This window comes from Frigidibacter sp. ROC022 (genome assembly GCF_024723735.1).
Taxonomy (GTDB): Bacteria; Pseudomonadota; Alphaproteobacteria; order Rhodobacterales; family Rhodobacteraceae; genus SLM-1.
In genome coordinates this window covers 339518-360469 of the sequence record NZ_JANQDU010000001.1, presented here as the reverse complement: position 1 = coordinate 360469, position 20952 = coordinate 339518, and the positions used below count along the sequence as shown (strand labels likewise).

Sequence of the window (20952 nt, the reverse complement as noted above, 5' to 3'; positions counted from 1 at the left end):
AGTCGCCCGGGGCATGCGCCATGCCGATATAGGCGTCCGCGCGGCGTGCGCCGCTATATCTGGTTGATTCGTCAAGTGGCCTGATGTATCTCTGATCGCACAGGTGCGCAGACGCGGAACTGCATGACTGACGTTGATGGGGCGGGAATCGGGACCAATGGTCTTCGATTCCCGCTTCTGTCACTGGGGTCTGTGTGGAAACGGGAGAGCCCGAAAAAGGGATGAGGCGCCAGGTGCACAGACGCGGTCTTTGCATGTGCCATTGCTGACACCCTGACGCCTCGCTGAACCTTTCCGCCCTTGCGGGGGTCCGGCCCAGTTTGCCACAGGGCTTTCGCCCCGTCGCTGTCCTTCCGCGCCTTGCGGCCCTTCAGGACCCGCTTGACCCTTCCCGGTCCCTGCCTTCGTGCCTTGGGCTCAATGAACCTTCCGCCTCCCGGCCTGAACCTTCGGAAACTGTCGCGGTCTGGTCCCGACCCTAAGGCCTGTTCCATGCCGCCGCAGCCCCCCGGGCCTTCGCGTCCCGCCCGGTGTCTTGCGATCCGTGGCGATGAGACGAGTTTTGCAAGGGCCGGTGAGTCCGGCAAGAAAATAGCACTGCAGCATGGGGATTTCTTGTGGATGAACCGGTTGACATCCTTGGGGAAGGAAATGTGGACAAGCTGATTTCCGACGGTCCGGGGCAGGTTTGGACCGGAAGAAGTCACCGTCCCGCAGCCACCCTGCGACCGGCGGGATTTTCTGCACCTGCGAAGCGGGCAGCGGGCCGAAAGCCCCCGCCCTGCCCGTCAGCGCGGGCTCTTGCGGGTCGAGGCGATTCCCGCAGCGGTCATGAGCACGGCGGCGGGGGTGTTTCGGGGAACGTCCCGAAACCCGACAGCCTCACCCGTCCATCTTCAGGGCGTTGATGAAGGCTTCCTGCGGGATGTCCACTTTCCCGAACTGGCGCATCTTCTTCTTCCCGGCCTTCTGCTTGTCCAGCAGCTTGCGCTTGCGGCTGGCATCGCCGCCATAGCATTTCGCCGTCACGTCCTTGCGCATCGCGCTCAGGGTTTCGCGGGCGATGACCCGGCCGCCGATCGCCGCCTGGATCGGGATCTTGAACATGTGCCGGGGGATCAGCTCCTTCAGCTTCTCCACCATCATCCGGCCCCGGCCCTCGGCCCGGTCGCGGTGAACCATCATCGACAGCGCGTCCACCGGTTCGTCATTCACCAGGATCGACATCTTCACCAGATTGTCCTCGCGATAGCCGATCATCTGGTAATCGAAGCTGGCATAGCCCTTGGTCACCGATTTCAGCCGGTCGTAGAAGTCGAACACCACCTCGTTCAGCGGCAGGTCATAGACCACCATGGCGCGGCTGCCGGCATAGGTCAGATCGAGCTGGATGCCGCGGCGGTCCTGGCAGAGCTTCAGCACGTCGCCCAGATAGTCATCCGGCACCATGATCGTCGCCTTGATCCGGGGCTCCTCGATATGGTCCACATAGGTCAGGTCGGGCATGTCGGCGGGGTTGTGCAAGTCCTGCACCGTGCCGTCGTTCATATGCAGATGGTAGACCACCGAGGGTGCCGTGGTGATCAGGTCGAGGTCATATTCGCGCTCCAGCCGGTCGCGGATCACCTCCAGATGCAGCAGGCCGAGGAAGCCGCAGCGGAAGCCGAAGCCGAGCGCCGCCGAGGTCTCCATCTCGTAGGAGAAGGAGGCATCGTTCAGCGCCAGTTTCTCGATTGCTTCGCGCAGCGGCTCGAAATCGTTGGCGTCAACCGGGAACAGGCCGCAGAACACCACCGGTATCGAGGGCTTGAAACCCGGAAGGGCCTTGTCGCAGCCACCCTTCTCCGAAGTGATCGTATCGCCGACGCGGGTGTCGCGCACCTGCTTGATCGATCCGGTCCAGATTCCGATCTCGCCCGGGCCGAGTTCCTTGATGTCGACCATCTGCGGTTTCAGCACCGCCAGCTTGTCGACGCCATAGACCGCGCCGGTCTGCATCATCCTGATCCGGTCACCCTTGCGGATCACCCCGTCCATGACCCGGATCATCACCACCACGCCGAGATAGCTGTCATACCAGCTATCGACCAGCATTGCCTTCAACGGCGCGTCGCGGTCGCCCTTGGGCGGCGGCAGGCGGTTGACGATGGCTTCCAGCACATCCGGGATACCGACGCCGGTCTTGGCCGAAATCGAGATCGCTTCCGAGGCGTCGATGCCGATCACGTCCTCGATCTCGGCCTTCACCGCCTCGGGGTCCGCGGCCGGCAGGTCGATCTTGTTCAGCACCGGGACGATCTCGTGGTCCGCGTCGATCGCCTGATAGACATTGGCCAGGGTCTGCGCCTCGACCCCCTGGGTGGCATCGACCACCAGCAGCGAGCCTTCGACGGCCTGCATCGAACGCGAGACCTCGTAACCGAAATCGACATGGCCGGGGGTGTCGATCAGGTTGAGGATATAGGTCTGGCCATCCTTGGCGGGATATTCGATCCGCACCGTCTGGGCCTTGATGGTGATGCCGCGTTCCCGCTCGATGTCCATCGAATCGAGCATCTGCGCCTTCATGTCGCGCTCGGCAACGGTGCCGGTCAGCTGGATCAGCCGGTCGGCGAGGGTGGACTTCCCATGGTCGATATGGGCGACGATGGAGAAATTTCGGATATGGGACAGCTCGGTCATGAGGGCGGGAGATAGCAGAGCCTTGGCTCCCTTGGAAGGTGGCTTGAGAGGGGGCCGGCGCGATATGGGACCGGCGGCATTCCGGTGCCGAAGAACCGCCCGGGGCGGCCCTTCCCGGATGATCCTACGTCATCGTGAGGCGACTTTCGGGGCTGCAATGCTATCTTGCCCGGACACAGATATGGGAGAGCAAGATGCTGACGAGACGCCGCCTGCTGACGACCGCCAGCGCCGGAACCGCCCTGCTGGGCGGATCGGTGCTTCTGCCTTTCGCTGCCCGCGCCGAAGGCGACATGTTCGACACGCCACACGGACCGGTGGTCATCCACCCGGTCAGCCACGCTTCCTTCGCGATGGAAACCCCGGCCGGGGTGCTCTACTCCGACCCGGTCGGAGATCCGGCGCTCTATGCCGATCTGCCGAAGCCGGACGTGATTCTCGTCACCCATGAGCATGGCGACCATTACAACGCCGATACGCTGGCCGCGCTGCTGGGGGACGAGACCCTGCTGATCACCAATCCGGCGGTCGGCGGCATGCTGCCCGAGGCGCTGAAAGCCCGCGCCACGGTGCTCGCCAATGGCGAGAGCACCACCGCGATCGGGATCGGAATCGACGCGATCCCGGCCTACAACACCACCGAGGACCGGCTGAAATACCACCCGCAGGGCCGCGACAACGGCTATGTGCTGCACCTGGGCGGCGACAAGGTCTATATCGCCGGCGATACCGAGGACATTCCCGAGATGCGGGCCCTCACCGGGATCATGATCGCATTCGTGCCGATGAACCTGCCCTATACGATGGACACCGATCAGGCGGCCTCGGCGGTGAACGACTTCAAACCGCAATATGTCTATCCCTATCACTACAAGGGTCTGGACCCCGAGGACTTCGCGGCAAAGGTGACGGATTCGGAGGTCAGGTTCGGCCCCTGGTACGGCTGACGACGCCTGCAGGCACCACGGGGGCAGCCTCCGGGCTGCCCGCACGGCCCGGGGGGCGCAACGTCGCACCCGGGCGCGGGCCGGAATCGTGAATTGAAAATTCACCGGGAAATCTGCATATTCGGGGGCGAGTAGGCCTCGACCACAGCCTGGGGCACATCGGGCGGGCGGGGCGTTGGACAGAATGAGGCAAGCATGATGCGGATCTGGGTTGTCGCGGCGGGAATCGCCGTATTGGGAAGCCTTTCGATGGCCGGTGTCGCCAAGGCCGGGGTGGTCGAACGGGCCTGTCTCAGTTCCGACCGGAAGGGCGCCAGCCGGGCGCTCTGCGGCTGCATCCAGCAGGTCGCCGACCTGACGCTGAGCCGCTCGGACCAGCGCCTGGCGGCCAAGTTCTTCAAGGATCCGCAGAAGGCGCAGGACATCCGCCAGTCCAAGAGCAGCAGCCACAACGACTTCTGGGGAAAATACAAGAACTTCGGCGACACCGCCGCGGCCTTTTGTTCGGTCTCCGGCTGACGATGCTGCGTCAGGGTTTTCCCGGCGCCCAGACCATCTTCATGTAGATCCCGCCGGTTTCCAGCTCGTCCAGCATCTGGGCGAGCCGCCTGGCACGGGTCTCGGGGCGTTTCGCCCTGGCGATCCAGCCAAGATAATCGTTGCGCTGATAGGGAGGCCTGCCCTCATAGGCCTCGACAAGACCGCGCTTGCGCAATGCCTGCGAAACGTCCTCGGGCATCGGCTGGCGCGGGCGCACCAGGCTCATCGAAGAACGCCGCGCAGCTTCATTGCCCGGGCATACCAGAGCAGCGCCAGCCCGACCACATAGATCGCCACGGTCATGATGAGCGCCGCCGAACCGGCGATATCGACAAAGCGCACCGGTGCCAGGGCGAATTGCCAGATGCTGAAGCCGATCACGCCCAGCAGCGAGAACGCAAAGGCCCAGATCGCCTGCCTTACGCGGAACAGCAACAGCACCGAGCCGAGCACCGCCCCCCAGACCCCCACAGCCCAGCAGCTGACCGCCCAGGCCGGGAAGCTATAGAAATAGGCCAGCTGTTCCGGCGTGAACGCCTTCATGTAGCTCGCGTTGCGGGTCTCGGTCAGCAGGTAGTCGAGCGCGCCCATCGCGTTCCATGCCAGCGACAGCACGCCGACAAGCCAGAGATGCCAAGGAGTTCTCATTCGCGCGCCCCGCAGATCGGTTTCGCGGGCAGCATGGCAAACCGCGGGCTTGCCGGTCAAGCGCAGGCCGTGCCTGCGGAATCGCGGCGCCACCCGATCAGGCAGCGCCGCGCGTGGGCCCAGGGGCCTATTTCATCCGGTTGTTGTCCACCGGCGCGTCGAACTCGACCTCGCCCGCGTGTTCGAAGGTCAGGGTGACGTGGACGTTGTCGCCTTCGCCCAAGGTCTTGTTGAGCCCGAAGAGCATCACATGATCGCCGCCGCGCGCCAGTTTATGGGTGCCGCCGGCGGGGATTTCAAAGCCTTCCTTGACCTCGAGCATCTGCATCATGCCCTTGTCGTCCATCTTGTGGGTATGCAGCTCGGCCTTGTCCGAGACGTCGGTCGAAGCGCCGATCAGCCGGTCGGGTTGATCCGAGTGGTTCTCGATGGTGAAGAAGACGGCGCCCGACTTGGCCGAGGCGCCCATCGCGCGAACATAGGGGTCCTGGATCGAGATGCCATCATGGGCCAGCGCGGGAACGGCAAGAAGGGCGAGCCCAAAGGCCGCGGAAAGAATCGTTTTCATTGGGTTTTCCTCTGTCTGAATAGTGTAACACCGGGTTCAGATCAGGGATGGAGGACCCCGCGCAAAGGGCCGCAGGGCGCCGGGTTGCGGCGGGACCGCATCGGCCTCGGGCGTGAAGGGCACGACGCTGAAACTCAGCGGCGAGAAGACCGGCACCGGCGCGGCAACCATGCCGGCAAACAGCGTCAGCGCGCAATCGGGACAGATGTGATGGCCTTTGATCGGTTTGCCGTCGGCATCGACGGCCACCGCCAGCGGTCCGGTCCCGGTGCAGAGCACCACGACCCCGTCCACGCGTGCCTGCCCCCGCGCCACCGCCATGGTCATGCTGGTGGCGGCGAGGCAAAGCGACAGGAGAAGGCCGTAAACGACGCGCATGGGCTGACTTATACCCGACCGACCGGCACCGCCAAGGCGGCAATGCGCCTCAGCAGGAAAGACACACCCCACCGACAAGAAAGGGCCCCGCACAGCGGAGCCCTTCTTCCGTACCCGGCCCCTCGGGCCGCAGTGCAGGGATCAGGCCGAGGCCTGAGCCTTGGCGATGTCCTTCTTGATCTTCAGCGCGCCGGGCGACAGCGTGTCGTCCTTGGCTTTCGCCAGGAAGGCGTCAAGCCCGCCCCGGTGATCGACCGAGCGCAGCGCGGCCGCCGAGATTTTCAGCTGGAACGAACGGCCCAGCGTCTCGGACATCAGCGTCACCTCGTTGAGGTTCGGCAGGAAGCGACGGCGGCTCTTGTTGTTCGCATGGCTCACGTTGTTGCCCGACATCGGGCCTTTTCCGGTCAGTTCGCAACGACGCGACATGGTTTTGTCCTTCGGTTCGGATCGGAACCCCCTGGCCCCGAAAACTGCAAAGGCGCCGTCCTGCGGCACCTTGGAATTGATCGGGCGGGAGATACGCAACCTGCCGGGCGGCGTCAAGGGGATATGGCAATACGCCTCGACCAGCGGAGGATGCGCTGATCCGCACGGGTGCGCCGTCCCTTCGCAGATCGCCCGGCCGTGGACCAGCCCCACTATGCCCGCGCCACCGCGTGCCAGGCCGCATCCTCGAGTGCCCGGGCCTGATCCGCCGGCCCGCCACCGTCCGCCAGCCAGTCATAGGCCGGACCCAGCATCAGCGCCCGCGCGACGGGCCAGGGCAGGTCCTGCACCGCCCCCGCGGCCACCCAGCGGCCATAGAGCCCGGCCGAAGCCCGCGCGCCTTGCGCCAGTTCCTCCTTGATCCGGGCGAAGTCGGGGTCGCAGCGGGCCCGGGCCCGGACCTCTTCCAGAAACCGGAACAGCGCCGGGTCGGCACTGCCCCAGGCCAGAAGCCCGCCGACCGAGGCCCGGATCGCCCGCTCGGCCGGTGCCTCGGAAGAGATCGGCCCCGAGGCCCGCGCCCAACCGCCCAGGGCCTGCCGCCACAGCCGATAGGCAATGCCCGGCTTGCCCTTGAAGAAGTGGTAGATCGAGCCGGTCGAGGCCCCCGATTCGGCCCGGATCTGGGCCAGGGTCGTCGCCGCGTAACCCTGCGCCGAGAACAGGCGCAGGGCGGCCTCCAGGATCGCCGCCGCCCGGCCGGGGTCTCGGGCGGTTTGGGTTGCCTCGTTCTGAAACATTGTTCTAGTAGAAACTAGAACATAATTTCAGACAAGGACCGAACCATGCCCGCACTGGACATCGCCCGACGCTTGATCCGGGCCATCGAGGTCGGCGACGTCGAAACGCTGCGTGTCTGCTATCACCCCGACCTGGTGCAGATCGAATGGCCGAACCGGCTGTATCCGCAGGGCCAGCGCCGCGGCCTAGCCGATATCGAAACGGATTTCGCCCGCGGTTCCGCGATCCTGCGGCGGCAAAGCTACGAGATCACCAACGAGCTCGATTGCGGCGACAAGGCGATGCTGGAAATCCACTGGACCGCGACCCTGAACGCGCCCCTGGGCGAAAAGCAGCCGGGGGACGAGATCGACTGCCGGATCGCCGCAGTCTTCGATACCCGGGACGGCAGGATCATCGGCCAGCGAAATTACGACTGCTACCCGCCGTTCTGAAGCACCTCGGCCGCCGCCGCCGAGGCATCCGCCCGGCCCTCGGCCACCGCCTGGCCCAGCGACTCGATTCGTCCGGCCAGCGCCGGATCGGCCAGCAGCCGGGACAGCAGGCCGTCGCGCACCTCGGCTTCAAAGGCGGCGCGGGCCTGGGTGGCGCGGTTGCGATCCCACCAGCCTTCGGCCTTGCGCCACTCGGCCAGCGCCTGCATCTCGGCCCAGGCCCGGTCCAGGCCCTGCTCTTCCAGCGCCGAGACCAGCAGCGCCTTGGGGAAGCCCTCGGGGTCCTGCGGCCGCCGCCGCAGCAACCGCAGCGCCCCGGCATAATCGGCACGGGTCCGCCGCGCGGCCGGCAGCAGATCGCCATCGGCCTTGTTGACCAGGATCAGGTCGGCGATTTCCATGATGCCGCGCTTGACCCCCTGCAACTCGTCGCCGCCGCCAGGCGCCATCAGCAGCACGAAGAGGTCGGCCATGCCGGCCACCATGGTTTCCGACTGGCCGACGCCGACCGTCTCGATCAGCACCACGTCGAACCCCGCCGCCTCGCAGAGCCTCACCGCCTCGCGCGTGCGCCTGGCCACACCGCCCAGTGCCGTCTGCGAGGGCGAGGGCCGGATGAAGGCCAGGGGATCGCGGGACAACCGCTCCATGCGGGTCTTGTCACCCAGGATCGAGCCGCCGGAACGGGCCGAGCTCGGGTCCACCGCCAGCACCGCAACCCGCAGCCCCTGTGCCGTCAAGGAACAGCCGAAGGCTTCGATGAAGCTCGACTTGCCGACCCCCGGGGTGCCCGAGAGGCCGATCCGCAACGCCTGCCGGTCGCGCGGCAGCGCCGCCATCAGCCGCGCCGCCTCGGCCCGGTGATCGGCGCGGGCGCTTTCGACCAGGGTGATGGCACGCGCCAGGCCACGGCGGTCGCCGGCGATCACCTGGGCGGCGAGGTCTTTGATCTTGGTCAGGGTCGGGCCTCCGGTTGCGGTGCCCGGGTTGTGCCCGCCCGGCCCAGTGCTTGTCCAGCCCCGCGCGGCTCTGGCATCGCCGGCGCCGATGCCGGATAAGCGGCGCATGAGCCCTGCTGTCCCCCTGCCGATCGACGAGGCCCTGCCCGAGCTGCTGCATGCCCTGCAAGGCGGTGCTGCGGTGTTGCAGGCCCCGCCCGGCGCCGGCAAGACGACGCGGGTGCCGCTGGCGATGCTGGAGGCCGGGCTGGTCTCTGGCAGGATCGTGATGCTGGAGCCGCGCCGCCTGGCGGCCCGCGCCGCCGCCGAGCGGATGGCCGAGACCCTGGGCGAGCCGGTCGGGCAGAGCGTCGGTTACCGGATTCGCGGCGAGGCCAAGGTCTCGAAGGCGACCCGGGTGGAGGTCGTCACCGAGGGCATCCTGACCCGGATGGTGCAAGGCGACCCCGAGCTGCCCGGCGTCGGCGCGGTGATCTTCGATGAATTCCACGAACGCGGGCTGAACGCCGACCTTGGCCTGGCACTGGTGCTGGAACTGCGCGCCGCGCTGCGCCCCGATCTGCTGTTGCTGGTGATGTCGGCGACGCTGGATGCCGAGCCGGTGGCCGGGATGATCGGCGCCCCGGTCGTCACCTCGGCGGGCCGGGCCTATCCGGTCGAGACCCGCTGGCTCGACAAATCGCTGCCGCGCGGCACGGGGCTCGAAGGCGCGATGGCCGATCTGGTGCTGACGGCGCTGGCCGAGACCCGGGGCGGGGTGCTGGCCTTCCTTCCCGGAGAGGGCGAGATTCGGCGGCTGGAGGGGGCCCTGAAGGGCCGGCTGCCCGGGAACGTGCGGATGTTCCCGCTCTATGGCGCACTGCCCCCGGCGGCGCAGCGGGCGGCTCTGGCGCCGCTGGAAGGGGCCCGCAAGCTGGTGCTGGCCACCTCCATCGCCGAGACCTCGCTGACCATCGACGGGATTCGGGTGGTGGTCGATGCCGGGCTGGCGCGTCGGGCCCGGTTCGATCCCGGCTCGGGCATGTCGCGGCTGGTCACCGAACGGGTCAGCCGGGCCGAGGCCACGCAGCGGCAGGGCCGCGCCGGGCGGGTCGCCGAGGGCCGCTGCTACCGGCTCTGGACCAAGGGAGAGGAGGGCGCGCTGGCGGCCTTCCCGCCGGCCGAGATCGAGGTGGCCGACCTGGCGCCGCTGGCGCTGGAGCTGGCGCTCTGGGGCAGCGCCGATCTGAGCTTTCTGACCCCGCCGCCGGCTCCGGCGCTGGCCGAGGCGCAGGCCCTTCTGGAAGGGCTGGGGGCGCTTGACAGGGGCCGGATCACCGACCACGGCAGGCGGCTGGCCACCCTGCCCCTGCATCCGCGGCTGGGCCATATGCTGCGCCTCGCCGGTCCGGGCGCCGCGCCCCTGGCGGCGCTGCTGTCGGACCGCGACCCGCTGCGCGGCGCCGGAGCCGACCTGGCGCCCCGGATGGCGCTGCTGGCCGATCCGGCGCGATTCTCGCGCGAGCACGCGCTGCCCTTCGACCGCGGCCAGGTCCAGCGCCTGCGCGACGAAGCCCGGCGGCTGGCCCGCCTGGCGCCCGAGCGCCCGGGACCGGCCCCAAGCCTGGCCGAGATGGCGGCGCTGGCCTATCCCGACCGCATCGGCCTGCGTCGCAAGGGCGAGGCGCCGCGCTTCCTGCTGTCGGGCGGCAAGGGCGCGGTGATGGATGGCGCCGACCCCCTTGCCGGGCAACGGCTGATCGTGGTCACCGATACCGATGGCGACCCGCGCGAGGCGCGTGTGCGGCAGGCGGTGGCAATCCCGGAAAGCGCCCTGCGCGAGCTGTTTGCCGACAGGATCGGCTGGGTCGAGAAGGTCGCATGGTCACGCCGCGACTCGCGCGTCACGGCCCGGCGGCAGGAGCGGCTGGGCGTCCTGGTCCTGGACGACCGGCCCTGGTCCGACGCCCCGCCCGAGGTGCTGGCCCGCGCCGCGCTGGAGGGGCTGCGCCTTCAGGGGCTGACCTGGACCCCAGCCGCCGCCCGGCTGCGGGCCCGGATCGCGCTGCTTGCGGGCGAAGGGATGCCGGATGTCTCGGACGCGGCCCTGCTGGCGGGCGACGCCCTGCTGCCGGCGCTGGCCGGCTGCACCACGGCGGCGCAGCTGCGCGCGCTGGACCTGACCGAAACCCTGCGCGGAATGCTGACATGGGAGCAGGCGCGGCTGCTCGACCGGCTGGCCCCGGCCAGTTACGAGACCCCGATGGGCCGCAAGGTGCCGATCGACTATGACAGCGATCCGCCGGCGATCGAGGTCCGCCTGCAGGAAATGTTCGGCACCACGCGGCATCCCACGGTCGGCGGCACGCCGCTGAAGGTGACGCTGCTCTCGCCCGCCGGCCGGCCGCTTCAGGTCACCACCGATCTGCCGGGCTTCTGGGCCTCGTCCTACAGCGATGTGCGCAAGGACATGCGGGGCCGCTACCCGCGCCATCCCTGGCCGGAAGACCCGACCGAGGCCGCCCCGACGCTGCGCGCCAAGCCGCGCGGCAGATGACCGGAATCGGCTGCCGGCGGGGCTATTCCTGGATCGACTGCAACCAGGCCACCACGTCGGCGACCTGTTCGGTCACCATCACCGGCTGGCCGGACTCGGTCTTCAGCCCGATATGGCGGTCGCCGTCGAAATAGGGGCCGAAGACCGGCATCGGCGAGCCATGCGAGACCAGCGTGTCGCGCCCGTCGATCCTGGCCACGACCCGGGTCATCGGAAACACGCCGTCGTTCTTCGCCGCAAGCCGGGTCAGATCGGTCGGCTGGATGATCAGCACCGGCGCCAGCGGCCCGTTGCCGCGCGCCTCGGCGCCGTGGCACGAGGCGCAGTTGCGTTCGAAGAGGGCCGCGCCCTCGGAGGCATCCTGGGCCTGCGCCGGGGCCGCAACCACGGCCATCAGCCCGATCACCGATAAAGTCGCTTTCAGGGTCATCTGTCGTTCTCCTCGGATATCGCCCCGCCCACCGGACACGGCCATGGGTCCCTAGTCCTGCATGCGCTCGAGATACTGGGCCAGTTGCAGCAACCGCTCGGGCACCGGGACCGGCGGTCCGCCCAGCCCGTCGTCGTAGAGCACGCTGCGGCCTTCCAGCAGGGTGCCGAATTCCGGCATCATCTCGGTCCTGACCGCATTGGCATGCTGGCCCCGGGTGTAGCCGTCGATCACCGACATGACCTGAGTCGTCGGGAAGGTCCCGCCGTTGCGCGCCGCGATCTGGGTCAGGTCGGCGGGTGGCGGCGACAGCGAGGCGGCCAGGATGCCGTCTCCCCTGCCGTCCTCGCCATGGCAGTTGACACAGAAGGTCTTGTAGTCCTGCCGGGCGGTCACCTGCGGCTCGACCGGCACACAGGCCAGCAAGGAGGCGGCGGCGAGAGCGGCGGGAAGAAGAATGATGACAGGGCGCATGGGTACTCCGATCCTGTTCGCACCCTATCATCTGCGCCGGCGATGGCCACGGCCTTGACCTGGATCAAGCGGCCTCTTGCTGGCGACGCCGGGGATCAGGCGCCGACCGGCTGCCAGACCAGCAGGCCGGCCACCGGCCCCGACACGCCGGCCAGCCGCAGCGTGTCGCCATTGTCGAACTGCACCACCCAGTCATCCCCCTGCGCGGCTTCCGCGACCACCACGGGCGCGGTCGGGCCGGTATGGTCCAGCGACAGGAGGTCGGTGCCGGGATCGAACCCGTGGATCGTCGCGACATTGCCGCTGGCCCCGGGCGGCAGGAAGAAGCCGACCGGTTCGCCTGCGCCGGTCTCCGCCGGGTCCGGGGGCAGCAGCGTTGCGCCCTTCGCGTCCGGGAGGGGAGCCGCCTGCGCCACGGGATCGACCTCCCCACCATCCGACTCCGCTGCATCGAGCACCCCAGCCGGATCGTCCGTCGGCATGGCCGGCGTGACTGGTTCCGACCGTGCGGCGGCAAGACTTCCGACACCCGGACCATCGTCCGGGGTTTTGCTCTCGGCCTCCGGGCCCTCGGCATCGGCTTCGGTCCCGGCACCCGATGGCGCATCCTCAGGATCGCCCTGCGGATCGCCCTCTGCCGCAATACCGTCCCGGTCGGGCGCATCGTCGCCATCCGCATCGTCGGCAAAGGCCAGCAGCCCGGTCCCGGTATCGGCCATTTCCGGCTGCGGCTCATCCTCGTCGTCATTGCCGGCCGCATTCAGGACCAGCCCGGCCAGCGAACCGATCATCAGCGTCCCCATCAGCAGCAAGAGTTCCATGCCGGCCAGCCTCGTGAAATCCGGCAGAAACTGGAACAGACGCCCTGATGGCGGTCAACAGGACTCCGGCGCGGATTGTCGCCGCTGCGGCAACACAGTGGTGCCGCCCCGCACCGGACGGCTCAGCCGGCGACGACCTTCCCGGCCTCCAGCCGCACCACGCGGTCCATCTTCGCGGCCAGTTCCAGGTTATGCGTCGCGATCAGCGCTGCCAGCCCGGTGCCGCGCACCAGAAGGGTCAATGCCTCGAAGACCAGCCCCGAGGTGCCCGGATCGAGATTGCCGGTCGGCTCGTCGGCCAGGAGCAGGCGCGGCTTGTTGGCCAGCGCCCGGCAGAAGGCGACCCGCTGCTGCTCGCCGCCCGACAGTTCCGCCGGCCGGTGATCGGCGCGCGGCGCCACTCCGACCTTGTCGAGCAGCTCGCGCCCCCGCGCCATGGCCTCGGCCCGGGGCACGCCATTGGCCAGTTGCGGCAGCACCACGTTTTCCAGTGCCGAGAACTCGGGCAGCAGATGGTGGAACTGGTAGACAAAGCCCACCTCGCGCCGCCGCGCCTCGGTGCGCTTGCGATCCGACAGGCCGCCCATCTCGCGCCCGGCCAGCACGACCTTGCCCGAGTCGGGCGTGTCGAGCAGGCCCGAGATATGCAGCAGCGTCGATTTCCCGGCCCCCGACGGTGCCACCAATGCCACCATCTCGCCCGCCGCCACGCTGATCGCGGCGCCGTCCAGGACCTTGACCTCATTCGGCTTTCCGGGATTGTAGCTCTTCCGGATCGCGTCCAGTCTCAGGATCGCCTCACTCATAACGCAACGCCTCGACCGGGTTCATCCGTGCCGCGCGGCGGGCCGGAAAGATGGTGATGCCGAAGGACAGGACCAGGCTCAGGCTCACCGCGCTCAGCACGTCATGCAGTTGCAGCTGCGCCGGCAGCCGGTAGATGCCGCGGATCGACGCATCCCAGACCCCGCCGCCCGAGGCACCGTTCACGAAGGCCAGGATCGGGTCGAAATAGATCGCGAAGAGACAGCCGAGAATGACCCCGAAGCAGGTACCCAGCAGGCCGACCAGCGAGCCGCAGAGGAAGAACACCCGCAGGATCGCGCCCTCGGTCAGACCGACGGTGCGCAGGATGCCGATGTCGCGGCCCTTGTTCTTGACCAGCATCACCAGCCCGGAAATGATGTTGAGCGAGGCGATCAGCACCAGGATCGCCATCAGCACGAACATCACCGTGTCCTCGATCGCCAGCGCCCGCAGATAGGCGCCCGAGGCATCGCGCCAGGACCACAGCAGCATTCCCTTGCCCGCCGCATCGATCAGCGCCGGGCCCATTTCGTCCACCCGGTCGGGGTCTTCCACCATGACCTCGATCTCGTCGGCCGCGCCCTCGCGGTTGAAGAAGCTCTGCGCCTCGGCGAAGGGCATGTAGACCCGCGTCCGGTCGATGTCGTAGCGGCCGGCGGTGAAGATGTAGACCACCTCGTAGACACCGACCCGCGGGCTGGTGCCCAGGGCGGTGCGGACCCCGTTGGGCGAGATGATCTTGATCCGGTCGCCGATCCCTACCCCCAGTTCCCGCGCCACGCCCGATCCGATGGCGATACCCTCGCCGAACCGGTCGAGACTGCCCAGGCTGTCCTCGGGATGGGCGATCCGGGGGATGGTCAGCAGGTCGGACTTCTCGATCCCGAAGACCTCGACCCCGGCATTGTTGCCGCGCAGGTTGGCCATCACCTGACCCTTGACCAGCGGCGCCGCCCGGGTCACGCCCGGAACCGCCGCCAGCCGCCGGGCCATCTCCTCATAGCCATAGATCGCCCGCGTGGTCTGGCCGCTGTCGGTCACGTAGACCGGGGAATAGACCGTGACATGGGCATTGGCGCCGAGGATCGTATCGACGAATTCGGTCCGGAACCCGGCCCGCACCGCCATGGTGATGATCAGTGCCGCCACCGCCAGGGTGATGCCGATCAGACTGATCCAGGTCATCACCGAGACCCCGCCCTCGGCGCGGCGGGCGCGCAGATAGCGCCAGGCGATCATCCACTCGTATCGGGCAAAGGGCAATGTGGCCAAGCGCGGCTCCTGTCGCTGTCGGCGCGGAAGGTGGACGCCGGACCGCCCGAGGTCAATGCTTCGCGGACGCATCGCGCCCGCACCGTCGATCACCTTCGCGCCAGAACCGCCGCGCGCCCCGGTCCGGGCCGCCGCGTCCGGCTTCACCTTGAAAATATCCCCGCCGGAGGCTCCTGCCCCCTCGGCAAGCGCGACACCTGCCCCGGCTGCGCATGGTCGCTACTTGTCCAGCAGATACTCGTAACGCGAGTCGGTGAGCGTCTTGAGAAAGGCCACGATCGCCGCGATCCGCTGGTCGTCCAGCGCCGGGCCGGTCTCGAGTTCGGTCATCGCCACGGTTCCGGGCACTTCCGGCGGCCCCCAGGGCAGCCCGGTCTCGGGGTTGATCTGGGCCTCGGGGCGACGCGAGTTGTAGTGGTTGTAGAACCGCACCACGGTCTCGAGATCGGCAAAGACCCCGTTGTGCATGTAGGGACCGGTGACCGCCACGTTGCGCAAGGTGGGAACCTTGAAACGGCCGTCGGCCTCGGGATCGTCCACCGCCGGATTCTGCAGCAGGCCATGGTCCACGACCCCGGCCTGGCCATTCGCCTCGCGCAGCGCGGTATTCTCGGGAACACCGATGTTGAAATAGCGATAGTTCGAAAAGGTCTCGTTCTCTGCCACCTGAGAGGTCCCGACCTGGTGGCAGATGTTGCAATTGGTGAACTGCTTCGAGAAGAACAGCAGCCGCCCCAGTTCCTCTTCATCCGTCAGCTTGACCTCGCCGCGCAGGTAGCGGTCGTATTTGGAATCGAAGGGCTGGAACTGCTCGGTGCGTTCGAAGGCGGCGATGGCGGCGGTGATCTCGGCATAGGCGGCCTTCGGGTCGTCGGCCTTGTCGCCCAGCCGCGCCCGAAGCGTCGCGGCATGCTGCGGGTCTTCCTGCAACCGGGCCAGCACCGACTCGATATCCGGCATCCCCATCTCGATCGGATTCAAGATCGGCCCCTCGGCCTGGGCTTCCAGGGTCGCGGCGCGGCCGTCGAGGAACTGGCCGCCGACCCATTCGCCCTCGGCATCGCGGCCGAACTCGGGGGTCAGCGCCGCATAGGCCGCCGTGGGCGCATTCCGGTCGCCCAGGCTGACCCCGTCATCGCCCAGCGAGGCCGCCGCCCCCGGAGCCGCCTCGCGCGGATCGACGAAGCCCGCGGCAGGGTCGTGACAGCTGGCGCAGCTCTGGCTGCGATTGGCCGAGAGATTGGGGTCGAAGAACAACGCCTCGCCCCAGGCCTCGAGACTGTCATAGGGTTGGGCATCGCCCGGCCCGCTGCCCGCCAGAACCGGCAGAAAGCCGAACGTTGAGGCCAGCGCGACGAAAACGGATGTTCGGATGAGGGACGGCAAAGGAGACTCCCGGCAGATGCCGCTACATATCCGAGTAATTAGGTCAGGATCAAGCGCCCGTAGCGCGGCATCCGGCCGCGGACACATGCGCTTTACCTCGGCCACGGCAGCGCCTAGCCATCAGGAATGTCGCGTCTGCTGTTCACCATTGCCCTGATCGCGACGGCCTGGAGCCTGGCCTCGGTCGGCTATTTCCGGCTGGCGCCCTGGCTGGGTGCCGAAATCGGCTATAACGACGCGCCGATCATCTATGCCTTCTACTATGCCGCCTGGGCGCTGGTGGTCTACCTGGTGTTCCGCCGCGCCTTCATCGGCTGGGCCGGGCCCGCAATTCCGCAGGGCGCGGTCGTCGCCACCGCCACCGTGGCCGTGATCTTCACCGGCTATGCGCTGATCGTGCTGCCCAGGCTGCCGGCCACCGAATGGACCTGGGACCAGACCCCGGTCGAGTTCTACTATGCCAGCAGCTGGTATTTCCTGCCGAAATCGGTGGAAATCCTGTTCCAGCAGATCCTGATCGCGGCGCTTGTCCTGGCGCTGAACAGCCTGCAACTGCCGCTGCGCCGGATCATGGGGCTGACGGCGCTGCTGTTCGGCGGGTTCCACCTGACCCTGGCACTGAACGGCGACAATCCGCTTTATGTCGCCCGCTACGCGCTGGCTGCCACGATCTTTGGCGCGGTGGTGCCCTGGCTGCTGCTCAGGAAGCGGCTCGGCTTCCTGATCTCCTACGCGATCCACTGGAGCTACTACGCGCTGGACATCGTGGTGATCCACTATGTCTTCGCGGCGCCGCCCGGCTGAAAACGGTCCGGCACCACGCTGTCGCCAAGCGCCGGGCTCCATTTGTCGACGATGTCCCGCAGCCGCCGACGGTATCGTTCGAGCAGCCGGAAGAACACGGCATAGGGCTCCTCGTCTCCGGCGACTGCGGCGATCTGCGCTGCCCAGTCACCCTGTCGCCTGCTGCCGGTCGCCCAAGCCAGCCAGGGATCGAAGCTGGTGAAGAACTCCCGGGCAAAGGGGTCATGCGCGAAGGGAACCGCTTTGCAATGTGCGGCCCAGCCCTGGCAGAAACTTTGCAAACTGGCGATGTCGCCGGTGCCGGGGCGGTTCTCCGGGGTCCGGAAGCCCTGCAGGGTTTCCAGCAGCGACGGCCGGGTCAGTGCCGGCTCGGGCCGGGGCGGCGGCCGGGGTGTGGCCTTGCCCCGATGGGCGGGATCGGCGGCGAAACGCGCGAACAGTTCATAGAAGCGGGCCACCGGTGCCGGATCGTCGGCCAGGTATTCGTGCCAGGGCCGCATCTCGGCGCTGCCCATGGCCGTGCGGACATGGTCGAAGAAATGGCGGCTGAAGGCTTGGGCCAGTCCGTCGTCATCCCCGGCGACGAAATGCCGGTGATCCAGCCAGCCTTCAAGCAACGCCTTCAGTTCGGCCAGACCCTCGCGTGGCGGCATTTGCAGAAGCCGGGCCCGCGACAGTTCGAGCCAGCCTTCCAGGTCGTCGGGCGGAATCGCCATGCCGCCCCCCTCCCCGGTCAGCGCCCGTAGATCTGCGCCAAGCGGTCCACTGCCGCTTCGAGCCCCATCTCCTCGCTCTCGCCGGTGCGGCGCGAAGTCAGCTCGACCTTGCCCTGCGCCAGCCCGCGCGGCCCGACGGTGAGCCGCCAGGGCAGGCCGATCAGGTCCATGGTGGCGAACTTCGCTCCGGCCCGCTCGTCGCGGTCGTCGTAGAGCGGGTCGAGCCCGCGCGCCTTCAGCCCGGCATAGAGCTGGTCGCAGGCCGCATCGGTGCCCGCATCGCCCTGCTTGAGGTTGCAGATGCCGACATCGAAGGGGGTGACGCCTTCCGGCCAGATGATGCCCTTGTCGTCATGGCTGGCCTCGATGATCGCGCCCAGAAGCCGGCTGACCCCGATGCCATGGCTGCCCATATGCACCGGCACCCTTTCGCCGGTGTCGGTCACCACGGTGGCGCCCATCGGTTCGGAATACTTGGTACCGAAATAGAAGATCTGCCCGACCTCGATGCCGCGGGCCACCTTGCGGCGCTCTTCCGGGATCGTCTCGAACAGGGCGGCGTCGTGGGTCTCGTCGGTGCGGGCATAGACGCTGGTGAACTCGGCACAGACCGAAGCGACCTGTTCGCGGTCGTCATAGTCGATCTCGCGGTCGCCCAGACGCAGCTCGGTCACCGCACTGTCGAAGAACACCTCGGATTCGCCGGTTGAGGCGAGCACCAGGAATTCATGCGTGTCGTCACCGCCGATCGGGCCGGAATCGGCGCGCATCGGGATCGCGGTCAGCCCCATCCGCTCGTAGGTGCGCAGATAGCTGACCATATGGCGGTTGTAGGCGTGCAGCGCGGCTTCACGGTCGAGGTCGAAATTGTAGCCGTCCTTCATCAGGAACTCGCGCCCCCGCATCACGCCGAAGCGCGGCCGCACCTCGTCGCGGAACTTCCACTGGATGTGGTAGAGCGTCAGCGGCAGCTCCTTGTAGCTCGTGACATGGCTGCGGAAGATGTCGGTGATCATCTCCTCGTTGGTCGGACCGTAAAGCATGTCGCGGTCATGCCGGTCGCGAATCCGCAGCATTTCCTCGCCGTAATCGTCGTAACGCCCGCTTTCGCGCCAGAGATCGGCCGGTTGCAGCGTCGGCATCAGCAGCGGGATATGCCCGGCGCGCTGCTGCTCTTCATGGACGATCTGTTCGATCCGCCGCAGGACCTTGTAGCCCAGCGGCAGCCAGGAATAGATCCCCGCCGCCTGCTGGCGGATCATTCCGGCGCGCAGCATCAGCCGGTGCGAGACAATCTGTGCCTCGGCAGGAGTTTCCTTGAGCACGGGCAGAAAGTAACGGGTCAGGCGCATGGACGGTCCTTCACGACAGGTTTCCGGCGGGTCTAAGCCAAGCCTGAAAGGCAGGCAAGCACCGGAACACCGCGGGATGGAGCGCGCCCGGCCTTCCACGGCAGGCGGAGCGCCCGGAATCCGGCACCCGCTCCCCTGCGGCCTTGATTGAATCGACGCGCCGGGCGATACGCAGAGGGAACAAGCGAGGCGCAATGGCTCTGCCGGTCCGACAACAGGTGCAATACTGGGGAGCCGCGGCCGCGGTGGTCTTCCTGGTGCTCTACACGCTGGGCAACGTGATCCTGCCCTTCGTGCTGGGCGGGGCGATTGCCTATGTGCTCGATCCGATTGCCGACCGGCTGCAGAAGCTGGGCCTGAGCCGCGCCGCGGCGACGGTGACGATCACCCTTGTCGGACTGCTGTTCTTCGCCCTGGCGGTGCTGCTGGTGGTGCCGACGCTGGTGACCCAGACCGCCGGGCTGGTCGAGACCGTGCCGAAGCTGGTCGCCAGCCTGCAGGCCTTCGTGACCGAGCGCTTCCCCTCGATCCTCGACGAGGGATCGACGCTGCGGCAATCGCTGAACTCGCTGGCCGAGCTGATCCGGTCGCGCGGCGGGGAACTGGTGCAGGGGCTGGTCTCCTCGGCGCTGTCGCTGGTCAACGGGATCGTGCTGCTGGTGCTGGTGCCGGTGATCACCTTCTACCTGCTGCTGGACTGGGACCGGATGCTGCAACGGCTCGACGCACTGCTGCCCCGCGAACATGCGCCGGTGATCCGCGAGGTCGCACGCGACATCGACCGCACCCTGGCCTCGTTCATCCGCGGTCAGGGCACGGTCTGCCTGATTCTGGGGACCTTCTACGCGCTGGCGCTGATGCTGGTCGGGCTGCAGTTCGGCGCCCTGATCGGCGCCCTGGCCGGGCTGCTGACCTTCATTCCCTATGTCGGCGCCCTGGTCGGTGGGGTCATGGCCATCGGGCTGGCCTTCTTCCAGTACTGGGGCGAATGGTGGTGGATCGTCACGGTGGCGGGGATATTCTTCTTCGGCCAGTTCGCCGAGGGCAACATCCTGACCCCCAAGCTGGTCGGCCAGTCGGTCGGGCTGCACCCGGTCTGGCTGATCTTTGCGCTGTCGGCCTTCGGCACGCTGTTCGGCTTTGTCGGGATGCTGGTCGCGGTGCCGGTCGCCGCCTCGCTGGGCGTCATCACCCGCTTCGGGCTGGAACAGTACCGCGAAAGCTCGCTCTATCGCGGCAGCACCGATCACGAGGCCGAACCATGAATCCGGCCCGCATCCTCCCTCGGCATTGAATGGCCCGGCAGCTGACCTTCGACCTGCCCGCCCGTCCGGCGTTGGGCCGCAACGACTTCTACGTCGCCCCGGCCAATGCCGAGGCCGCGCGGCTGGTCTCGGGCTGGCGCGACTGGCCCGAGGGCAAGCTGGCGCTGATCGGACCGGCGGGCTGCGGCAAGACCCATCTGGCGCGGGTCTGGGCGGCCGAGACCGGGGCGGTGCTGGTCGCGCCCGGCACGCGGCCCGCGCTGCCGCCCGGCGCCCATGCGGTGGTCGAGGACGTGGACCGGTTGGCCGGAGATGCCGCTGCCGAAGAGGCCCTGTTCCATCTCCACAACGAGGTGCTGGCCCAGGGCGGGCGGCTGCTGGTCTCGGGCCGGGTGCCGCCGAGCGGCTGGCCCGTCGCCCTGCCCGATCTGGCCAGCCGGATGCAGGCCACGGCGCTGGCGCGTATCGCCCCGCCCGACGATGCCCTGTTGGCCGCCGTCCTGCTCAAGCACTTCTCGGACCGGCAGTTGCTGGCGCCGCGCGATCTGGTGCCCTGGCTGCTGCCCCGGATGCCGCGCAGTTTCGCCGCCGCCGCCGAGCTGGTGGCGCGGCTGGATGCCGAGGCCCTGGCCGAGGCGCGGGCCGTCACCCGATCGCTGGCGCAGCGGGTGCTTGACGAGATGGGCGCGGAGTAGGCCCCCCG

The 20952-nt window shown here is 68.0% G+C and carries 23 protein-coding genes; 7 read left to right on the top strand and 16 right to left on the bottom strand.

The features are described from left to right. Window positions 1–882: 882 nt before the first annotated feature. Window positions 883–2682 (bottom strand): translation elongation factor 4, encoded by a 1800-nt coding sequence (gene lepA, locus NUW50_RS01680; protein WP_258287321.1) that lies wholly within the window; start codon window positions 2680–2682, stop codon window positions 883–885. A 194-nt stretch (window positions 2683–2876) separates the two neighbouring features. On the opposite strand from lepA, the gene NUW50_RS01675 reads away from it, so the two are divergent. Together NUW50_RS01675 and NUW50_RS01670 are read left to right on the top strand one after the other, a co-directional pair. After that, on the top strand, window positions 2877–3629 hold the full coding sequence (locus NUW50_RS01675) for an MBL fold metallo-hydrolase (RefSeq protein WP_258287320.1): 753 nt from the start codon (window positions 2877–2879) through the stop codon (window positions 3627–3629). A gap of 195 nt (window positions 3630–3824) precedes the next feature. Beyond that, a complete protein-coding gene (locus NUW50_RS01670) occupies window positions 3825–4148 on the top strand; it encodes a hypothetical protein (RefSeq protein ID WP_258287319.1) in 324 nt (107 codons plus the stop codon). 10 nt (window positions 4149–4158) lie between these two features. On the opposite strand, the gene NUW50_RS01665 is transcribed toward NUW50_RS01670, so the two are convergent. From NUW50_RS01665 to NUW50_RS21345, 6 genes are all read right to left on the bottom strand, one after another. Beyond that, window positions 4159–4395, bottom strand: a complete 237-nt coding sequence (locus NUW50_RS01665) for a YdeI/OmpD-associated family protein (RefSeq protein WP_258287318.1) — start codon at window positions 4393–4395, stop codon at window positions 4159–4161. Further along, a complete protein-coding gene (locus NUW50_RS01660) occupies window positions 4392–4817 on the bottom strand; it encodes a hypothetical protein (RefSeq protein ID WP_258287317.1) in 426 nt (141 codons plus the stop codon). The genes NUW50_RS01665 and NUW50_RS01660 overlap by 4 nt, the downstream gene beginning before the upstream one ends. A 127-nt stretch (window positions 4818–4944) precedes the next feature. Beyond that, entirely contained in the window at window positions 4945–5385 is a 441-nt protein-coding gene (locus NUW50_RS01655) for a copper chaperone PCu(A)C (RefSeq protein WP_258287316.1), read from the bottom strand. A gap of 36 nt (window positions 5386–5421) precedes the next feature. Continuing rightward, window positions 5422–5763 carry a DUF2946 family protein gene (locus NUW50_RS01650; protein ID WP_258287315.1) on the bottom strand — a complete coding sequence of 114 codons (342 nt, stop codon included), beginning with the start codon at window positions 5761–5763 and terminating at the stop codon, window positions 5422–5424. A gap of 141 nt (window positions 5764–5904) precedes the next feature. Beyond that, complete coding sequence (rpmB, locus tag NUW50_RS01645; RefSeq protein WP_258287314.1) at window positions 5905–6192, bottom strand: 50S ribosomal protein L28; 288 nt, start codon at window positions 6190–6192, stop codon at window positions 5905–5907. 212 nt (window positions 6193–6404) lie between these two features. After that, complete coding sequence (locus NUW50_RS21345; RefSeq protein WP_275981924.1) at window positions 6405–6992, bottom strand: TetR/AcrR family transcriptional regulator; 588 nt, start codon at window positions 6990–6992, stop codon at window positions 6405–6407. A gap of 45 nt (window positions 6993–7037) precedes the next feature. On the opposite strand from NUW50_RS21345, the gene NUW50_RS01635 reads away from it, so the two are divergent. Continuing rightward, the gene (locus NUW50_RS01635; RefSeq protein WP_258287313.1) at window positions 7038–7427 is read left to right on the top strand and encodes a nuclear transport factor 2 family protein; all 390 of its coding nucleotides are present in this window, start codon (window positions 7038–7040) and stop codon (window positions 7425–7427) included. On the opposite strand, the gene meaB is transcribed toward NUW50_RS01635, so the two are convergent. After that, window positions 7412–8494, bottom strand: coding sequence for a methylmalonyl Co-A mutase-associated GTPase MeaB (gene meaB, locus NUW50_RS01630; RefSeq protein WP_258287312.1), 1083 nt, complete (start codon window positions 8492–8494; stop codon window positions 7412–7414). The two genes, NUW50_RS01635 and meaB, sit on opposite strands and share 16 nt — an antisense overlap. Here meaB and hrpB point away from each other — a divergent pair. Next, the gene (gene hrpB / locus NUW50_RS01625) at window positions 8493–10922 is read left to right on the top strand and encodes an ATP-dependent helicase HrpB (RefSeq protein ID WP_258287311.1); all 2430 of its coding nucleotides are present in this window, start codon (window positions 8493–8495) and stop codon (window positions 10920–10922) included. The genes meaB and hrpB overlap by 2 nt on opposite strands. A 22-nt stretch (window positions 10923–10944) precedes the next feature. Here hrpB and NUW50_RS01620 read toward each other — a convergent pair whose 3' ends face one another. From NUW50_RS01620 to NUW50_RS01595, 6 genes are all read right to left on the bottom strand, one after another. Continuing rightward, window positions 10945–11352, bottom strand: coding sequence for a c-type cytochrome (locus tag NUW50_RS01620; protein WP_258287310.1), 408 nt, complete (start codon window positions 11350–11352; stop codon window positions 10945–10947). A gap of 51 nt (window positions 11353–11403) precedes the next feature. Continuing rightward, window positions 11404–11826 (bottom strand): cytochrome c, encoded by a 423-nt coding sequence (locus tag NUW50_RS01615; protein WP_258287309.1) that lies wholly within the window; start codon window positions 11824–11826, stop codon window positions 11404–11406. Between the two features lie 95 nt (window positions 11827–11921). Next, on the bottom strand, window positions 11922–12647 hold the full coding sequence (locus NUW50_RS01610; protein WP_258287308.1) for a hypothetical protein: 726 nt from the start codon (window positions 12645–12647) through the stop codon (window positions 11922–11924). 122 nt (window positions 12648–12769) lie between these two features. Beyond that, window positions 12770–13453, bottom strand: a complete 684-nt coding sequence (locus NUW50_RS01605) for an ABC transporter ATP-binding protein (RefSeq protein ID WP_258287307.1) — start codon at window positions 13451–13453, stop codon at window positions 12770–12772. Then, on the bottom strand, window positions 13446–14693 hold the full coding sequence (locus NUW50_RS01600) for a lipoprotein-releasing ABC transporter permease subunit (protein ID WP_443135085.1): 1248 nt from the start codon (window positions 14691–14693) through the stop codon (window positions 13446–13448). The genes NUW50_RS01605 and NUW50_RS01600 overlap by 8 nt, the downstream gene beginning before the upstream one ends. A 252-nt stretch (window positions 14694–14945) precedes the next feature. Beyond that, window positions 14946–16112, bottom strand: a complete 1167-nt coding sequence (locus NUW50_RS01595; protein ID WP_338001338.1) for a cytochrome-c peroxidase — start codon at window positions 16110–16112, stop codon at window positions 14946–14948. Between the two features lie 126 nt (window positions 16113–16238). Between NUW50_RS01595 and NUW50_RS01590 the strand changes: the two genes are divergently transcribed. Next, window positions 16239–16916 (top strand): hypothetical protein, encoded by a 678-nt coding sequence (locus NUW50_RS01590; protein WP_258287305.1) that lies wholly within the window; start codon window positions 16239–16241, stop codon window positions 16914–16916. Here NUW50_RS01590 and NUW50_RS01585 read toward each other — a convergent pair. Further along, window positions 16889–17632 (bottom strand): hypothetical protein, encoded by a 744-nt coding sequence (locus NUW50_RS01585; RefSeq protein WP_258287304.1) that lies wholly within the window; start codon window positions 17630–17632, stop codon window positions 16889–16891. The two genes, NUW50_RS01590 and NUW50_RS01585, sit on opposite strands and share 28 nt — an antisense overlap. A gap of 17 nt (window positions 17633–17649) precedes the next feature. Beyond that, window positions 17650–18984 (bottom strand): proline--tRNA ligase, encoded by a 1335-nt coding sequence (gene proS / locus NUW50_RS01580; RefSeq protein WP_258287303.1) that lies wholly within the window; start codon window positions 18982–18984, stop codon window positions 17650–17652. Between the two features lie 194 nt (window positions 18985–19178). Here proS and NUW50_RS01575 point away from each other — a divergent pair, with 194 nt between their 5' ends. Together NUW50_RS01575 and NUW50_RS01570 are read left to right on the top strand one after the other, a co-directional pair. Next, window positions 19179–20249, top strand: coding sequence for an AI-2E family transporter (locus NUW50_RS01575; RefSeq protein WP_258287302.1), 1071 nt, complete (start codon window positions 19179–19181; stop codon window positions 20247–20249). 29 nt (window positions 20250–20278) lie between these two features. Next, complete coding sequence (locus tag NUW50_RS01570; RefSeq protein WP_258287301.1) at window positions 20279–20944, top strand: DnaA ATPase domain-containing protein; 666 nt, start codon at window positions 20279–20281, stop codon at window positions 20942–20944. Window positions 20945–20952 lie beyond the last annotated feature (8 nt).

Bases quoted from the DNA above. Each gene is read 5' to 3' on its own strand.
- NUW50_RS01590 (WP_258287305.1), top strand. From the start codon at position 16,239: ATGTCGCGTCTGCTGTTCACCATTGCCCTGATCGCGACGGCCTGGAGC.
- NUW50_RS01610 (WP_258287308.1), bottom strand. From the start codon at position 12,647: ATGGAACTCTTGCTGCTGATGGGGACGCTGATGATCGGTTCGCTGGCC.
- NUW50_RS01615 (WP_258287309.1), bottom strand. From the start codon at position 11,826: ATGCGCCCTGTCATCATTCTTCTTCCCGCCGCTCTCGCCGCCGCCTCC.
- NUW50_RS21345 (WP_275981924.1), bottom strand. From the start codon at position 6,992: ATGTTTCAGAACGAGGCAACCCAAACCGCCCGAGACCCCGGCCGGGCG.
- NUW50_RS01605 (WP_258287307.1), bottom strand. From the start codon at position 13,453: ATGAGTGAGGCGATCCTGAGACTGGACGCGATCCGGAAGAGCTACAAT.
- NUW50_RS01675 (WP_258287320.1), top strand. From the start codon at position 2,877: ATGCTGACGAGACGCCGCCTGCTGACGACCGCCAGCGCCGGAACCGCC.
- NUW50_RS01655 (WP_258287316.1), bottom strand. From the start codon at position 5,385: ATGAAAACGATTCTTTCCGCGGCCTTTGGGCTCGCCCTTCTTGCCGTT.
- NUW50_RS01635 (WP_258287313.1), top strand. From the start codon at position 7,038: ATGCCCGCACTGGACATCGCCCGACGCTTGATCCGGGCCATCGAGGTC.
- lepA (WP_258287321.1), bottom strand. From the start codon at position 2,682: ATGACCGAGCTGTCCCATATCCGAAATTTCTCCATCGTCGCCCATATC.
- meaB (WP_258287312.1), bottom strand. From the start codon at position 8,494: ATGCGCCGCTTATCCGGCATCGGCGCCGGCGATGCCAGAGCCGCGCGG.
- NUW50_RS01570 (WP_258287301.1), top strand. From the start codon at position 20,279: ATGGCCCGGCAGCTGACCTTCGACCTGCCCGCCCGTCCGGCGTTGGGC.
- NUW50_RS01650 (WP_258287315.1), bottom strand. From the start codon at position 5,763: ATGCGCGTCGTTTACGGCCTTCTCCTGTCGCTTTGCCTCGCCGCCACC.
- rpmB (WP_258287314.1), bottom strand. From the start codon at position 6,192: ATGTCGCGTCGTTGCGAACTGACCGGAAAAGGCCCGATGTCGGGCAAC.
- NUW50_RS01660 (WP_258287317.1), bottom strand. From the start codon at position 4,817: ATGAGAACTCCTTGGCATCTCTGGCTTGTCGGCGTGCTGTCGCTGGCA.
- proS (WP_258287303.1), bottom strand. From the start codon at position 18,984: ATGCGCCTGACCCGTTACTTTCTGCCCGTGCTCAAGGAAACTCCTGCC.
- hrpB (WP_258287311.1), top strand. From the start codon at position 8,493: ATGAGCCCTGCTGTCCCCCTGCCGATCGACGAGGCCCTGCCCGAGCTG.
- NUW50_RS01585 (WP_258287304.1), bottom strand. From the start codon at position 17,632: ATGGCGATTCCGCCCGACGACCTGGAAGGCTGGCTCGAACTGTCGCGG.
- NUW50_RS01575 (WP_258287302.1), top strand. From the start codon at position 19,179: ATGGCTCTGCCGGTCCGACAACAGGTGCAATACTGGGGAGCCGCGGCC.
- NUW50_RS01620 (WP_258287310.1), bottom strand. From the start codon at position 11,352: ATGACCCTGAAAGCGACTTTATCGGTGATCGGGCTGATGGCCGTGGTT.
- NUW50_RS01670 (WP_258287319.1), top strand. From the start codon at position 3,825: ATGATGCGGATCTGGGTTGTCGCGGCGGGAATCGCCGTATTGGGAAGC.
- NUW50_RS01600 (WP_443135085.1), bottom strand. From the start codon at position 14,693: ATGATCGCCTGGCGCTATCTGCGCGCCCGCCGCGCCGAGGGCGGGGTC.
- NUW50_RS01665 (WP_258287318.1), bottom strand. From the start codon at position 4,395: ATGAGCCTGGTGCGCCCGCGCCAGCCGATGCCCGAGGACGTTTCGCAG.